This is a genomic window from Pseudomonas serbica (assembly GCF_028823535.1).
GTDB classification, from domain to species: Bacteria; Pseudomonadota; Gammaproteobacteria; order Pseudomonadales; family Pseudomonadaceae; genus Aquipseudomonas; species Aquipseudomonas serbica.
In genome coordinates this window covers 127,382-143,909 of the sequence record NZ_JAQIYM010000005.1, presented here as the reverse complement: position 1 = coordinate 143,909, position 16,528 = coordinate 127,382, and the positions used below count along the sequence as shown (strand labels likewise).

The following is a 16,528-nucleotide window of genomic DNA, read 5'->3' as shown; positions in this document are numbered from 1 at the left end:
CTCAGGCCATCTGCGCGGCAGCGGCGGCTTCGGCAGGCTGCGAGGCCCGCACGGTGCGCCAGGTGTTGTAGGCCATCAGCAACATGCCGCTGAGGAAGATCGCCCCGCCCACCAACCGCACGACGAAGCCTGGGTGGCTGGCCACCAGGGTTTCGACGAAGGAGTAGGTCAGCGTGCCGTCCTCGTTCACTGCACGCCACATCAGGCCCTGGGCGATGCCGTTGACCCACATCGAGGCGATGTAGAGCACGGTGCCGATGGTGGCAAGCCAGAAGTGCGCGTTGATCAGGCCGATGCTGTGCATCTGCGGGCGACCGAAGATTTTCGGGATCATGTGGTACAGCGCGCCGATGGAAATCATCGCCACCCAGCCGAGGGCGCCAGCGTGTACGTGGCCGATGGTCCAGTCGGTGTAGTGGGAGAGGGCGTTGACCGTCTTGATAGCCATCATTGGCCCTTCGAAGGTCGACATGCCGTAGAAGGCCAGCGACACCACGAGGAAGCGCAGGATCGGATCGCTGCGCAACTTATGCCAGGCGCCGGACAGGGTCATCATGCCGTTGATCATCCCGCCCCAGCTCGGCGCCAGGAGGATCAGCGACATCACCATGCCCAGCGACTGCGCCCAGTCTGGCAGGGCGGTGTAGTGCAGGTGGTGGGGACCTGCCCAGATGTACAGGGTGATCAGCGCCCAGAAGTGCACGATCGACAGGCGATAGGAGTACACCGGGCGCTCGGCCTGTTTCGGCACGAAGTAATACATCATCCCGAGAAAACCGGCGGTGAGGAAAAAGCCCACGGCGTTGTGGCCGTACCACCATTGCACCATCGCGTCGGTGGCGCCGGAGTACAGTGAATAGGACTTGGTGAAGCTGACCGGCAGCTCCATGTTGTTGACGATGTGCAGGATCGCCACGGTGATGATGAAGGCACCGAAGAACCAGTTACCGACATAGATGTGCTTGGTCTTGCGCTGCATGATCGTGCCGAAGAACACCACGGCGTAGGCGACCCAGACGATGGTGATCAGGATGTCGATCGGCCATTCCAGCTCGGCGTACTCCTTGGAACTGGTGTAGCCCAGCGGCAGGCTGACGGCCGCCAGCAGGATCACCAGCTGCCAGCCCCAGAAACAGAAGGCGGCGATTTTCGGTGCAAACAGCTGGGTCTGGCAGGTGCGTTGCACCGAATAGAACGAACTGGCGAACAGGGCGCAACCGCCGAAGGCAAAGATCACCGCGTTGGTGTGCAGCGGGCGCAGGCGGCCGAAGCTGGTCCAGGGCAAATTGAAGTTGAGTTCGGGCCAGACCAACTGGGCAGCGAGAAAAACCCCGAGCCCCATGCCGACGATGCCCCACACCACCGTCATAATGGCGAATTGGCGGACCACCTTATAGTTGTAGGCGGTACTGATAGAAGTGTTCATGGTTCCCCATCCACGGTTCAGCCCAAGTGTGCAAGCGCACCCTTCGGCCTGAGTTATAGGCAGACTAAAAGCGAGGCAAGCATGGACAAACAGCACAAGGCCGGTATTGACGGGGATCAATGGGCGCAGTGCGTGCGCGAACATGGATGGAAGTGGGATGCGGCGTCGGGCAAGGCCTCGGCGACCCTGATCCTGGCGCATGGCGCCGGTGCACCGATGGACAGTAACTGGATGAACGACATGACCGCACGCCTTGTGGCGCAAGGTGTCAGCGTGCTGCGCTTCGAGTTTCCCTACATGGCGCAGCGGCGCATCGATGGCGGCAAGCGCCCCCCCAATCCGATGCCCAAACTGCTGGAGTGTTGGCGCGAGGTGTACGCGCAGGTGCGACGCCATGTCACTGGGCCCCTGGCCATTGGCGGCAAGTCCATGGGCGGTCGGGCGGCCAGTATGCTCGCCGATGAATTGGGCGCCGATGCGTTGGTGTGCCTGGGTTATCCGTTTTATGCGGTGGGCAAGCCGGAAAAACCTCGGGTCGAGCATTTGGCTGGATTGAAGACGCCCACGCTGATAGTGCAGGGCGAGCGGGATGCGTTGGGCGATCGCGAGGCGGTCGAGGGTTACTCGCTGTCCCCGAGTATCGACGTGTTCTGGCTGGTGGCGGGGGATCATGATTTGAAGCCGTTGAAAGCTTCGGGGTTTAGCCATGAACAGCATCTGGCGCTGGCTGCAAAGCGTGTTGCGGATTTCATTTGCCATACGTGACAGTTGCGGTGTCGCAGAGCGTCCCTGGCTGCCTCCCTTTGAGGGTCACCTGCTGACATTTCCTACCTGTGCTGTCGCGCTCAGCCACTTGCTCCTTTGCCTGGCTACCACGCACCCTGATTGTTCCCAGGCGGAGCATTGGAATGCATCGAGGGAAGCTCCGCGTTCTATCCCGCCACACCGCAAGATTCAAGGACGAATCCATGGGCCGAAGCCGTTACTCCATCACCGAGCCTGACAAGCCCCACTTCCTCACCTGTACCCTCATGGAATGGCTTGCGCTGTTCATCCGCCCCTTCATCGTCGACCACCTGTTGGACTGCTGGCGTTACCAGCAAACCCACCACAGTCTGCAGCTGTACGGTTACGTGATCCTCGAAAACCACCTGCACTTCGTTGCCCAGGCACCTGACCTGAGCAAGTGCCTGAGCCAGTTCAAATCCTTTACCGCAAGACAGATCATCAACGACCTGCAACGTAAAGGTGCGCATAGAGCCCTGCAGCGACTGAGCTTCAGCAAACGGGCGCACAAGCAGGATCGGCTTTATCAGTTGTGGCAGGAAGGCTCGCACGCGGAAATGGTTTACAGCGAATCGGTGATGCGCCAGAAACTCGAGTACATCCACAACAATCCGGTGAAGCGAGGGTATGTGGACTTGCCGGAGCACTGGCGTTACTCCAGTGCGAGGAACTATGCGGGGATGGACGGGTTAATAGAGATTCAGCGCTGGTATTGACGTGCCGCCCACAAACTGCGGCGCGACGGGGGACGCAGAGCGTCCCGGGCTGCATTCCCACGCAGAGCGTGGGAATGATCAGGCTACGCGGGGACGATGATCGTTCCCACGCTCTGCGTGGGAATGCATCCAGGGACGCTCCGCGTTCCGCTTTTGGAGGTAACGCAGGTGTCACGGGGTGCAATCTTGTGCTGCGCGCGGGAGCGATCAAGCCATGCGGGGATGGACGTGCCCCCCTCAAAACTGCGGCGCGACGGGGGACGCAGAGCGTCCCGGGCTGCATTCCCACGCAGAGCGTGGGAACGATCTTGGGGGGGGCAGGTCGGCGATGATCGTTCCCGCGAAGAGCATGGGAATGATCAGGCTACGCGGGGACGATGATCGTTCCCACGCGCAGCAAAGGAATGCATCCGGGGACGCTCCGCGTTCCGCTTTTGGAGGTAACGCAGGTGTCACGGGGTGCAATCTTGTGTTGTGCGCGGGAGCGATCAAGCCATGCGGGGATGGACGTGCCCCCCCTCCAGACTACGGCGCGACTGGGACGCAGAGCGTCCCGGGCTGCATTCCCACGCGGAGCATGGGAACGATCTGGGGGGGGGGGGGCAGGTCGGCGATGATCGTTCCCGCGAAGAGCATGGGAATGATCAGGCTACGCGGGGACGATGATCGTTCCCACGCTCTGCGTGGGAATGCATCCGGGGACGCTCCGCGTTCCGCTTTTGGAGGTAACGCAGGTGTCACGGGGTGCAATCTTGTGCTGTGCGCGGGAGCGATCAAGCCATGCGGGGATGGACGTGCCCCCCCCAAAACTGCGGCGCGACGGGGGACGCAGAGCGTCCCGGGCTGCATTCCCACGCAGAGCGTGGGAATGATCTGGGGGGGCAGGTCGGCGAAGGGGCGGGTCAGCGATTAAACCGCTCCACCAACGAGTACTGCGTATTCGCCGTCTTGGTCAGCTCTTCACTCAACAGCGCCGAGTTCTGCGCCTGTTCCGAGGTCTGGTCCGCCAGTGCCGAAATGTTGCTGATGTTGCGGCTGATTTCTTCGGCCACGGCGCTTTGCTCTTCGGTCGCGGCAGCGATCTGGGTGGTCATGTCGGTGATGTTGGCCACCGCCTCGCTGATGCCGACCAGCGCCTGATCCGCTTCCAGCACCCGCGCCACGCCTTCTTCGGCCTGGCGATGTCCGGCTTCCATGGTCTGCACCGCGGTGTTCGCGGTTTGCTGCAGCTTGGCGATCAGGGCATGGATCTGCCCGGTGGATTCGCTGGTGCGTTGGGCCAGTTGGCGAACTTCGTCAGCCACCACCGCAAAACCACGACCCATCTCGCCGGCACGCGCCGCTTCAATGGCCGCGTTCAGTGCCAGCAGGTTGGTCTGGTCGGCAATGCCCTTGATCACGTCGACCACGCCGCCGATTTCGTTGCTGTCCTTGGCCAGTTGGGTCACGGTCACCCCGGTTTCCCCCACCACCACCGACAGGCGCTGGATGGCTTCGCGGGTTTCCCCGGCGATGTCGCGACCGCGACCGGTCAGGCGATTGGCTTGCTGGGTGGCGTCGGCAGTGCGCTGCACATGGCTGGCGACTTCCTGGGTGGTGGCCGCCATCTGGTTGACGGCGGTGGCGACCTGCTCGGTTTCAACGCGCTGGCGTTCCAGGCCGCTGGAGCTGTCGTGCGCCAGGGCGTCGGACTGCTTCGCCTGGTCGGTCAGGTGCTCGGCGGTGTCCTGCAGGCGGGTCAGACAGGTTTTCAGGCGTGCCTCCTGGCTGAGGATCGACATTTCCAGGCGTGCCTGGGCACCGCGGCTGTCGGTGTACATCTGCGCGATCAGCGGGTCGGACGTGGTCTGCTCGGCCAGGCGCAGCAAACGCTTGATGCCGCGTTGCTGCCAGCTCAGGCCCAGCAGGCCCAGTGGCACCGAAAGACCGGCCGCCAGGGCGAAGCCCCACTGGGAGGTCAGTGTCGCACCGATCATGAAACTCAACTGGCTGACCAGGATGAAAGGCAGCCAGTCCTGCAGCACCGGCAACCATTTATCGGTAGCAGGGATGGCTGGCTTGCCCTGGTTGATGCGTTGGTAGAGCGCTTCGGCGCGGCGAATCTGTTCGGCGGTGGGCTTGACCCGCACCGACTCGTAACCGATCACCTGGTTGCCTTCGAAGATCGGTGTCACATAGGCGTTCACCCAGTAGTGGTCACCGCTCTTGCAGCGATTCTTGACAATGCCCATCCATGGCAAGCCTTGTTTGAGTGTGCCCCACATGTGCGCGAAGACCGCAGCGGGTACGTCGGGGTGACGCACCAGGTTATGCGGCGCGCGGATCAGTTCCTCACGAGAAAACCCGCTGATCTCGACGAAATCGTCGTTGCAGTAGGTGATCATGCCCTTGGCATCCGTGGTGGAAATCAACCGTTGCTGAGCCGGAAAGGTCCGTTCGCGTTGTGTAATGGGCTGGTTATTACGCATGGCTTGTTTAATCCGCAAGGCTTTGACGGGTTGTCGGCCGTGCAGCGGCTTTATTGAATTTATTTTTTTTTACCGGGCGCCCGGCGTCGATCAAGGCGAATAGGCGACGACGGGTCGTACTGTAACGGTTTGTAAGGGTTTCCCTGCAAGGGCGCTCAGCGTATGATTTTGCGCCCCCGGCAGTGGCGTTTTAGTAGCTCACCCTTGAGTGGCACTGGAGTCGATGCCGGGCAAAAAGTACTCCTAATAATAAATACAGAGTCACTACCCAACGGAATTCAGCAAGTTTCTCAAGGTTATGTCGGACCCATGAGGGTGTTCGATGCACCCATCGCACGAAGCGATGGCGGTACCGTTGAGAATATAAAAAGGTGGAGAAAGTCATGCGTAAAAAAGTTGCAATAATTGGGGCTTCGTTTCGTTTTCCCGGCTCCACTTCCGCAACTTTTTGGCAGAATCTGCTGGAAGGGCACGACTTCATCACGCAAGTCGACCCGTCCCGCTGGTCCCGCGATGCGTTTTTCCACCCGGACAAGGCCAACCCTGGCACCGCCTACACCCTGGCGGCTGGCACGCTGGGCGACATTTCCACCTTCGATGCCGGCTTCTTCAGCATTTCTCCCCGCGAAGCGGCGATCATGGACCCCCAACAGCGCCTGTTACTGGAGCTGGGCTGGGAAGTGTTCGAGAACGCCGGGGTAAAACCGTCGAGCGTGCGCGGCAGCAATTGCGGTGTGTACCTGGGCATTGCCAGCACCGACTACGCCTATCGCCTGTCCCATGACCTGTCGCTGGTGGATGCCTCGACGGCCACGGGCAACACCTTCAGCATCGCGGCCAATCGCCTGTCGTATTTCTATGACCTGCACGGCCCGAGCATGGCGGTCGACACCGCCTGTTCCTCGTCGCTGGTCGCATTCCACCAGGCCTGCCAGGCCATTCAAAGCGGCGATATCGACCAGGCACTGGCCGGCGGTATCAGCCTGCACTTGCACCCATTCGGCTTCCTGATCTTCTCCAAGGCCTCGATGCTGTCGCGCAAAGGGCGCTGCAACGTCTTCGACGAAGCCGGCGACGGTTATGTGCGTTCCGAAGGGGCAGGGCTGTTCTACCTCAAGGATTACGACAAGGCGGTGGCCGATGGCAACCAGATCCTCGCCGTCGTCGCCGGCAGTGCGGTCAATACCGATGGGCGCAAATCCGGGCTGACCGTACCCAGCGCCGATGCGCAGGCAGCGTTGATGACCCAGGCCTACGCCAGCGCCGGGATCTCGCCAGCCGACATCGACTACCTGGAAGCCCACGGTACCGGTACGCCGGTGGGCGACCCCATCGAAAGCCGGGCCATCGGCCTGGCCCTGGGCCAGGTGCGCGGCGCGGACAAGCCGTTGTTGATCGGCTCGGTCAAGAGCAACATCGGTCACCTGGAGGCCGCGTCCGGCGTGGCCGGCTTGATGAAGGCGCTGTACTGCGTCACCGAGCGCCAGGTGCCGGCCACCATCGGCATCAAGAACCTCAACCCGCGTATTCCGTTCGACGAGCTCAACCTCAACGTCGCCACCCGCAACCATGCCCTCAAGCCGGACGGCACGCTGGTGGTGGGGGTCAACTCGTTCGGTTTCGGCGGCGCCAACGCCCACGTCATCCTGCAAAGCCACACGCCGGGCGTTGTGCCGCCGGTTACCCAGGCGGGCGCGGTGCCGTTGATGGTCTCGGCCAAGGACAGCGCCGGGTTGGCGGCCATGGCCGAAAGCATTGCCCAGCACCTGGGCGATCACCCGGCAGCCAGTCTGTATGACGTGGCCTACCAGGCGATGATGCGTCGCGACCTGCATCCGCAGCGCGTAGTGGTGTTCGGCTCCGACCAACAGCAAAGCGCCCAGGCGTTGCTGGATTTCGCCCTGGACCCGGCCGTACCGGCCTTGAGCGCGGTGGTCGAAAGCGGTCGCGCGCTGGATCAGGCCAAAGGCCCGGTGTTCGTCTACTCCGGCAATGGCTCGCAGTGGCAGGGCATGGGCAAGGCGCTGCTCGCCGATGCGGTGTTCCATGCCGCGGTGAGCGAAGTCGACGCGCAGTTCCAGCCACTGGCCGGCTATTCGCTGATCGCCGAACTGGCGGGCGAATACGGCCAGGAGCGTTATCACCTGACTGAGCTGGCCCAGCCGGCACTGTTCGCACTACAAGTGGGCGTTACTCGCATGCTGGCCAGCCAGGGCGTGGTACCGCAGGTGGTGATGGGCCATAGCGTTGGCGAAGTGGCGGCCGCCTGGGCCTGTGGCGCCCTGAGCCTGGCCGACGCGACCCGCGTGATCTACCACCGCAGCCGCCTGCAGGGGCTGACCGCCGGCTCCGGGCAGATGTCCGCCGTGGGCCTGTCGGGCAGTGACACCGCGAACCTGTTGCTTGAGCTGGGCTTGGACGACGTGGTCGTCGCCGGCGAGAACAGCTCCAAGGGCGCCACCGTGGCCGGTTCCGTGGCCGGTCTTGAGCGTCTTGAGCAGGCGCTGACCGAACGCCAGGTATTCGTGCGCCGCCTTGGCCTGGACTACGCCTTCCACTCGCCGGCGATGAACGTGATCGCCGAGCAGGTGGTCGAGGCATTGCGCGAGATCGCGCCGCGCGCCAGCCAGATCCCGATGTATTCCACGGTTACCGGTGGCCTGCTCGATGGCGAGCGCCTGGACGCCGAGTACTGGTGGCAGAACATCCGTTTCCCGGTGTTGTTCCAGTCCGCCAGCGAGACCCTGTGCGAGCAGGGCTACAACGTCTTCGTCGAAGTCGGCCCGCACCCGATCCTGCGCAGCTATGTCAGCGATGCCCTGGCGGCACGCGAGCAACAGGGCGTGGTGATTGGCACGCTCAAGCGTCATGACGACGCGCCGCCCATGGTCACCCGCGCGGTGGCCAAGGTGCTGATCAGTGGCGCCGAGACCGACCTGGCGTGCCTGTTCCCGAGCACCGGCCGCTTCGTGCGCCTGCCCAACTATGCCTGGCAGCGCGAGCGGCACTGGCACGCCGATACGCCCGAGTCGGCGCGCACGCTGTACCTCGACCGGGTGCATCCGTTGCTGGGCCATGCGGTACCCGGCCACGAACTGACCTGGGACAGTCGCCTGGACACGCAATTGTTCCCGTCCCTGGAGGACCACAAGGTCGGCGACGCCGTGCTGTTCCCCGGCGCCGGTTTCACCGAGCTGGTGCTGGCGGCAGCGCAGTGCCACCAACCGGGTGAATTCGTCGACATTGAAGAGCTGGAAATTCACAGCCCGCTGGTGCTGCATGCCGAGTCGAGCAAGCGCGTGCGCGTGCAGATCGACAGCAGTGACGGCACGGTGTCGATCGTTTCGCGCAGCACTTCCCAGGAAGAACCCTGGGCCCGCCACGTGGTTGCCCGCCTGCCGGGCGAGGCCCGTGGTGTGCTGCTCAACGAACCGGCACCCTCGTTGCCAACCCGCGTCGCGGATTTCAGCCGTGCCGAACATTTGCAGCTGACCTCGGCGGTCGGCCTGAATTACGGCCCGGCCTACCAGGCCATCGAAGCCGGCTGGATCGACGGTGACCAGGTACTGGCGCAGCTCAGCGTGCCGAGTGTCATCGCTTGCGAACTGGCGGCCCTGCACTTGCATCCGGCGCTGCTGGACAGCGCGTTCCAGCTGATCACCCAATTGCTCAGCCGCGACCCGAAGGCGCGCAACGGGCTGGCGTTCATCCCGGTAAAACTGGGGCGCATCAACTTCGCCGCAGGCAGCCTGCCGCCGTGCCTGGCCAAGGTGCGCCTGGTGCGTCGTTCGGAACACTCGCTGCTGGCCGACTTCACCCTGTACGACGCCGAGGGGCGCGCCGTGGTGTGCATCAAGGACGCACGCTTCCGTGCCGTCAAGTTGCACAAGGACCGCAGCGGCGACCTGAAACTGGTGGACTTCGCCGGCATTGCCAAACCCTGGCCGCTGGCCGCCCGTGCGTTGCCGCAACCGGCCTCGCCATTGCGCGATGCACTGGCACAAAGCCTGGCGTCGGTGATCGATGAACCGACCCTGGTGCGTTACAGCCAGGAAGTCGATCCGCTGTTGGACAGCCTGTGCGCCAGCTTCGTGCTGGAAGCCATCGAGTCCCTTGGCGGCCAGCTCAGCGCAGCGCAACGGGCGACCTGGCAGGCCGCCGCGCAAGGCTTCTGCGGCTACCTCGATCATCTGCTGCAGCAAGCGCTGGACGACGGCAGCCTGATCGCCAGCGGCGATGGCTGGCAGTTGGCCGATCAGGGCGAGCAACCGAGTGCCCAGGACATCTGGCAGGAACTGTTCCGCAGTTATCCCGAGCACTTCCAGATCATTCACTCAGTGGGCCGTATCGGCATCCACCTGCTGGACCTGCTCAGCGGCGCGACGCAGATCGACGCGCTGTTGCCGCGGGAAACCTCGCCGGCGCAACTGGCCCGCCAAGTGCTGGGTGCCAGTGGTTACCACGCCTTGCTGGACGCGATCAAACGCCACATCGACCAACGCCTGGCCGTGCTGCCGGCCGGTCAGCGCCTGCGCATCCTCGAGCTTGGCTTCGGTGGATCGCCGTTCGCCGCGCAACTCTGTGCGCAGCTGGACTTCGACCGAATCGACTACCAGTACAGCGCCGACGACCTCGACCCGGCCAGCTTGCTGCAAGCCGACTTCCCGGACCTGCAGCTGCTCAACCTGAGCGACGCCGCCCAACTGCCGGTCGTACCCGCCCAGGGGTTTGACCTGGTGCTGGTCGCCAGCGACCTGGCGCCGCTGCAAGCCATCAGCGCAGGCGTGAGTCATGGTGCGGCGCGCTTGTCGGCAGGTGGCCAGCTGATGCTGGTGGCGCAGCACCCGGCCCGCTGGGCAGATTTCGTGTTCGGCGCGCAACCTTCGTGGTGGCTCGCCGGGCAGGGCCAGGACAGCCTGTCGGTGCAGCAGCGCCCGGGCTTCTGGCAACAGGAGCTGCGCCGTCACGGCCTGAACGTCGGCGAGGCGCTGGAATTGAGCCCGGCCATGTCCAGCGGCAGCTACGTACTGGTAGGCGCGGCTGAACAAGCGGCGGCCTTCGAGTCGCAACCCCTGCCGGCCCAGCGCTGGTTGCTGGTGGCCGATGAGCAGGGCGCGGAACAAGCCTTCGCCGAACAACTGGCTGCCGCCCTGCGCGAGCAAGGGCAAAGCGTTGACTGGTTGGCGCCGGCACCGGCTCAGGACCTGGCCGCGCAACTGCGCGCCACGCCCGCGCCACAGCACCTGCTGTTGCTCAGTGGCCTGTTCGGCAGCGAGGGCCTGGATGATCAGGCGCGGCGCTGCATGCTGGCCGCGGCACTGACCCAAGCGTGCGAGCAGGCGGGCATCAGCCCCGATTGCTGGCTGCTGACCCGTGGCGCGGCGGTGCATTTGCTGCCGGCCGCGGCACAGGTCGCCGGTAGCCTGGCATCCGTCGCCGACGCGGCGCTGTGGGGCTTTGGTCGCACCCTGGCCAACGAAGCCGTGGGTTGCCGCGTGCGCCTGCTGGACCTGGCCGAAGGGGCCGGTGTCGAAGCGTTGCTGCCGGCCCTGCTCAACGCCGATGACGAAACCGAACTGGCCATCAGTGCCGAGGGCGATCGTTACGTGGCCCGCCTGCGGGTGCGCCCTGATCATCAGGAGGCTGGCGCCGAGCAACAGCTCGCGACCCAGGTCAGCCTTGGCTTCGAGCTGCCGGGCCAGTTGCGCAACCTGCGCTGGGAAGCCCATGAGCCGTTGCTGCCGGCCGGCGATGAGCTGGACATCGAGGTGCAGGCCACCGGCCTGAATTTCCGCGATGTCATGTATGCCCTCGGCCTGTTGTCGGACGAAGCCATCGAGAACGGCTTCTCCGGCCCGACCCTGGGCTTCGAATTCGCCGGTGTCGTGCGCGGCAAGGGTGCGCAGGTGCAGGGCGACTTCCAGCCGGGTGACCGGGTTGTCGGCTTTGGCCCGTCGAGCTTCGCCAATCGCCTGATCACCAATGCCAATGCAGTGGCGCGGATTCCCGAGGGCATGTCCTTCGAGGCGGCGGCGACCATTCCGAGTACCTTCTTCACCGTGTACTACGCGCTGCACCACCTGGCGCGCCTGGAACCGGGCGAAAAAATCCTCATCCACGGCGCCGCGGGCGGTGTCGGCATTGCCGCGATCCAGATCGCCAAATGGTCCGGGGCCGAGATCTACGCCACCGCCGGCAGCGATGAAAAACGCGACTTCCTGCGCCTGCTCGGGGTCGAGCATGTGTTCGATTCGCGCTCGCTGGCGTTTGCCGACGAGATCCTCGCGATCACTGACGGCCGTGGCGTCGACGTGGTGCTCAATTCCCTGGCGGGCGAGGCGATCAACCGCAACCTGCAAGTGCTCAAGCCCTTCGGCCGTTTCCTGGAGCTGGGCAAGCGTGACTTCTACCAGAACACCAAGATCGGACTGCGTCCGTTCCGCAACAACATCAGCTACTTCGGCATCGACGCCGACCAGCTGATGAGCGAACGCCCGGACCTGACCCGCCGCCTGTTCGGCGACATGATGCAGCTGTTCCGCGATGGCATCCTCAGCCCGTTGCCGTACCGCGAGTTCGATGCAAACGATGTCGTCGAGTCGTTCCGCTACATGCAGCAGGCGCGGCAGATCGGCAAGATCGTCGTCACCTACCGCACGCCGATCCAGCAGGTGTTCCGCGCACCGCTGGCACAGGCGCAGGCATTGCAGCTGGCGGCCGACGGCACCTATCTGGTCACCGGCGGGCTCAGCGGTTTCGGCCTGCGCACCGCGCAATGGCTGGTGGACAAGGGCGCGCGGCACCTGGCGTTACTGGGTCGGCGCGGCGCCGCCACCGAAGAAGCGCAACCGGCGCTGGCGGCGTGGCGTGAGCAGGGCATCGAGGTGCAGGCGCTGGCTTGCGACATCACCGACAGCGCCCAACTGCGCAGCGTGTTGGCCAGCATCGAAGCCTCCACGGCGCCGCTGCGTGGCGTGGTGCATGCGGCCACCGTGTTCGAAGACGGACTGATCCGCAACCTGACCCAGGCGCAACTGCAACGGGTGCTCGAACCCAAGGCCAAGGGCGCGCAGTACCTGCACGAACTGACCGCGCACCTGGCGCTGGACTTCTTCGTGCTGTTCTCCTCGGCGACCACCCTGTTCGGCAACCCGGGGCAGGCCAACTACGTGGCCGCCAACCACTGGCTCGAAGCCCTGGCCCGTCATCGCCTGTTGCAAGGCTTGCCGGCCACGGCCGTGCTGTGGGGGGCCATCGACGATGCCGGTTTCCTCGCGCGCAACCAGGACGTCAAGGACGCCCTGCAAAGCCGCATGGGCGGCGCGGCCTTGCAGTCGCAAGCGGCGCTCGACACCCTGGAACGCCTGCTGCTGCAACAGCGCTCCGGGCTGGGTGTGCTGGAACTCGACTGGAAAGCCCTGTCGCGCTTCCTGCCAGCCGCCGGCTCGCCCAAGTTCAGTGAACTGGCGCGCCTGCACAGTGGCGAGCAGGAGGAGGAGAGCAACGTCGATGACATCCAGCGCCTGTTGCTGGAGATGAACGACCAGGAACTCACCGAGCTGTTCGCCGAGATGCTCAAGCAGGAAATCAGCGAGATCCTGCGCATGCCGACCAGCAAGCTCGACAGCAGCCGGCCGTTGCAGGAACTGGGGCTGGACTCGTTGATGAGTGTGGAGCTGGTGGTGGCGGTCGAGGAGCGCTTCGGCATTCGCTTGCCGGTGATGGAACTGAGCGAAACTTCGAGCATCGCCAAATTGACCGTGCGCATCCTCGAACTGTTGCGCGGCAGCCAGGATGCCGAGGCCGCCCCGATTGCCGAAGACAACTTGCAGGCGCTGACACTGGCGCGCCATGGCGCCGATCTGTCCGAAGCCGAGCTGGCGCAGGTCCGTGAAGGCGCGCGCGACCCTGATTCTCAACTATCCCGTTTGATCAATTGACTATGACCTCTAAAAGTACTTCAGGGCTTGGCGCTTCGATGAAAGACAAGCTGATCCAGCAAGCCCTGGAGCGGCGCCTGCGGCAGACCGGCGACGGCGCGCCGCCGGCCTCGCTGGCGGACGTCAGTCGCCATGCCCGGGCGGTGCCGGAGCAGTTCTACCGCTTCGACCAGCACCCCGGTTACCAGCAACTGCGGATCATGCATGACGGCGCGGCGCGCTTTGGCCTGACCAATCCGTTCTTCAAGCTGCATGAAAGCCTGGCGGGCGCCGAAACCACGATCGGCGGGCAACGCTTCGTCAACTTCGCCAGCTACAACTACCTGGGTTACTCCGGGCATCCGCTGGTTGCCGAGGCGGCCAAGGCGGCGATCGATCACTACGGCACGTCGGTGTCGGCCAGCCGCCTGGTGTCCGGCGACCGGCCGATCCATCGCGAGCTGGAGGCCGAACTGGCGCGGCTGTACGAGGTGGACGACGCGGTGACCTTCGTCAGTGGCCATGCCACCAACGTCACCACCATCGGCTACCTGTTCGGCCCGCGGGACCTGGTGATCCACGACGAACTTATCCACAACAGCGTGCTGCAAGGCATCCAGTTGTCCGGCGCGCGGCGCTTGAGTTTTGCCCACAACGACTTTGACGCCCTCGACCGTCTGCTGGGTGATCAACGCCAGCATTTCGAGCGGGTGCTGGTGGTGCTCGAAGGCATCTACAGCATGGACGGCGACTACCCGGACCTGCCGCGCTTCGTAGAGCTGAAGAACAAGCACAAGGTGTTTTTGATGGTCGACGAGGCCCACTCGCTGGGGGTCATGGGGGCCAACGGCAAGGGCATTCGCGAACACTTCGGCCTGGCGGGCAAGGACGTCGACATCTGGATGGGCACCCTGAGCAAGACCCTGGCCAGCTGCGGTGGCTACATTGCCGGCGAGTCGGCCCTGGTCGAACACCTGAAGTTCATGGCGCCCGGGTTTCTCTACAGCGTCGGCATGCCGGCCTCGGTGGCGGCGGCAGCACTGGCCGCCGTGCGCTGCCTGGCCGACGACGCCGAGCGCGTGGCGACCTTGCAGGCCCGCGGCCAACAGTTCCTCGCCCTGGCCCGTGAAGCGGGGCTGGACACCGGCACCAGCACCGGGCTTGCGGTGATTCCGGTGATCACCGGCAGTTCGCTAAAAGCCACGCAACTGTCCGGTGCCCTGGCCAAGCGTGGGATCAACGCGCAACCGATCCTGCACCCGGCCGTCCCGGAAAAAGCCGCGCGCGTGCGTTTCTTCGTCTCGTGCCTGCACACCCCCGAACAAATCGCCGAGACCGTGGCCATCGTTGCGCAGGAGCTGCAAAAGCTCTAACGCCGCCTCCGCCACTCGCTCGCGGCCGCTCCCGATCCAATGTAGGAGCTGGCTTGCCAGCGAAGGGTCCCTCAAGCCCAACACAAAATTCAAAACCGCCTTCGCCGGCAAGCCGGCTCCTACAAGTCCCGTGCAATGCCACGATTTTTTTGTAGGAGCTGGCTTGCCAGCGAAGGGGCCCTCAAGCCCGATACAAGATTCAAGCCCGCCTTCGCCGGCAAGCCGGCTCCTACAAGTCCCGTGCAATGCCACGATGTTTTTGTAGGAGCTGGCTTGCCAGCGAAGGGTCCCTCAAGCCCAACACAAAATTCAAAACCGCCTTCGCCGGCAAGCCGGCTCCTACAGGTCCCGTGCAATGCCACGATGTTTTTGTAGGAGCTGGCTTGCCAGCGAAGGGGCCCTCAAGCCCGATACAAGATTCAAGACCGCCTTCGCCGGCAAGCCGGCTCCTACAAGTCCCGTGCAATGCCACGATGTTTTTGTAGGAGCTGGCTTGCCAGCGAAGGGGCCCTCAAGCCCGATACAAGATTCAAGACCGCCTTCGCCGGCAAGCCGGCTCCTACAAGTCCCGGGCAATGCCACGATTTTTTTGTAGGAGCTGGCTTGCCAGCGAAGGGTCCCTCAAGCCCAACACAAAATTCAAAACCGCCTTCGCCGGCAAGCCGGCTCCTACAACCAAATGGCGTCCCACAATGGATAATCCTGTACCCGCCTGACCAGGCCAGCCCGCAATGGATTGGCAATGATGTAACGCGCCACGGTCCGTAAATCCTCCTCGCGACGAATCGCCCGGTCATGGAAACCTTTCTGCCACATCTGCCCGGTGCGGCCCAAGCGGGCATTCACGGTCCTTGCGCAACGGGATTTGGTCGCCCTCATCAAGCCAGCCAGCGTGTTGTTCTGGAGCTCGATCAGCCAGTGAAAGTGGTCAGGCATCACCACCCAGGCCAGGGAATTGGCCTGCTCCTCTGTCTGGGCCTGACGAAATTGCTCGACCACCAACCGTCCGACACGCCAATCGCTGAAGAGCGGTTCGCGCAGGCGGGTAACGGCGGTGAGCAGGTATATCTGTCCGGACTGCGAGTAGCGCCCGGAGCGCAGATGGTTGGCATGTGATCGAATGGACAATCCTTTGCCCTCCTTTATCAATCGAAAAAGGTAAGGCTAGTGCGCAGGAAATTTGACATTGAAAAGGTTTGGTTCCGGATATGACCAAGCCAGATACCACAATGGTTTTGTAGGAGCTGGCTTGCCAGCGAAGGCGTCCTTAAACCCGCTACAAAACTCAAGACCGCCTTCGCCGGCAAGCCGGCTCCTACAGGTCCCGCCAGGATGGTCCGGTGTAATACCACGCTGTTTGTGTAGGAGCTGGCTTGCCAGCGAAGGCGTCCTCAAACCCGATACAAAACTCAAGACCGCCTTCGCCGGCAAGCCGGCTCCTACAGGTCCCGCCACGATGGTCCGATGCAACACCACGCTGTACGTGTAGGAGCTGGCTTGCCAGCGAAGGCGTCCTCAAACCCAATACAAAACTCAAGACCGCCTTCGCCGGCAAGCCGGCTCCTACAGGTCCCGTGTAATGCCACATGGTCCGATGCAGTACCACGCTGTATGTGTAGGAGCTGGCTTGCCAGCGAAGGCGTCCTCAAACCCAATACAAAACTCAAGACCGCCTTCGCCGGCAAGCCGGCTCCTACAGGTCCCGTGCAATGCCACGATGGTCCGGTGCAATACCACGCTGTACGTGTAGGAGCTGGCTTGCCAGCGAAGGCGTCCTCAAACCCAATACAAAATTCAAGACCGCCTTCGCCGGCAAGCCGGCTCCTACAGGTCCCGTGCA

The 16,528-nt window shown here is 63.7% G+C and carries 7 protein-coding genes; 4 read left to right on the top strand and 3 right to left on the bottom strand.

From position 1 onward, the window contains the following. Position 1 precedes the first annotated feature (1 nt). On the bottom strand, positions 2–1,426 hold the full coding sequence (gene ccoN / locus NQL71_RS09640) for a cytochrome-c oxidase, cbb3-type subunit I (protein ID WP_046819471.1): 1,425 nt from the start codon (positions 1,424–1,426) through the stop codon (positions 2–4). A gap of 81 nt (positions 1,427–1,507) precedes the next feature. Here ccoN and NQL71_RS09635 point away from each other — a divergent pair, with 81 nt between their 5' ends. Both NQL71_RS09635 and NQL71_RS09630 read left to right on the top strand, forming a co-directional pair. Beyond that, positions 1,508–2,191, top strand: coding sequence for an alpha/beta family hydrolase (locus NQL71_RS09635; RefSeq protein ID WP_274642571.1), 684 nt, complete (start codon positions 1,508–1,510; stop codon positions 2,189–2,191). Between the two features lie 203 nt (positions 2,192–2,394). Continuing rightward, complete coding sequence (locus NQL71_RS09630) at positions 2,395–2,928, top strand: REP-associated tyrosine transposase (protein ID WP_046819473.1); 534 nt, start codon at positions 2,395–2,397, stop codon at positions 2,926–2,928. A 902-nt stretch (positions 2,929–3,830) separates the two neighbouring features. Here the strand turns inward: NQL71_RS09630 and aer are convergent. Then, positions 3,831–5,396 carry a methyl-accepting chemotaxis protein gene (aer, locus tag NQL71_RS09625; protein WP_046819474.1) on the bottom strand — a complete coding sequence of 522 codons (1,566 nt, stop codon included), beginning with the start codon at positions 5,394–5,396 and terminating at the stop codon, positions 3,831–3,833. Positions 5,397–5,779: 383 nt separating this feature from the next. On the opposite strand from aer, the gene NQL71_RS09620 reads away from it, so the two are divergent. Both NQL71_RS09620 and NQL71_RS09615 read left to right on the top strand, forming a co-directional pair. Continuing rightward, on the top strand, positions 5,780–13,336 hold the full coding sequence (locus NQL71_RS09620; RefSeq protein WP_274642570.1) for a type I polyketide synthase: 7,557 nt from the start codon (positions 5,780–5,782) through the stop codon (positions 13,334–13,336). 2 nt (positions 13,337–13,338) lie between these two features. After that, entirely contained in the window at positions 13,339–14,688 is a 1,350-nt protein-coding gene (locus NQL71_RS09615) for an aminotransferase class I/II-fold pyridoxal phosphate-dependent enzyme (RefSeq protein WP_077183968.1), read from the top strand. Between the two features lie 669 nt (positions 14,689–15,357). Here NQL71_RS09615 and NQL71_RS09610 read toward each other — a convergent pair. After that, positions 15,358–15,816, bottom strand: coding sequence for an REP-associated tyrosine transposase (locus NQL71_RS09610; protein ID WP_274642569.1), 459 nt, complete (start codon positions 15,814–15,816; stop codon positions 15,358–15,360). Positions 15,817–16,528: the final 712 nt, after the last annotated feature.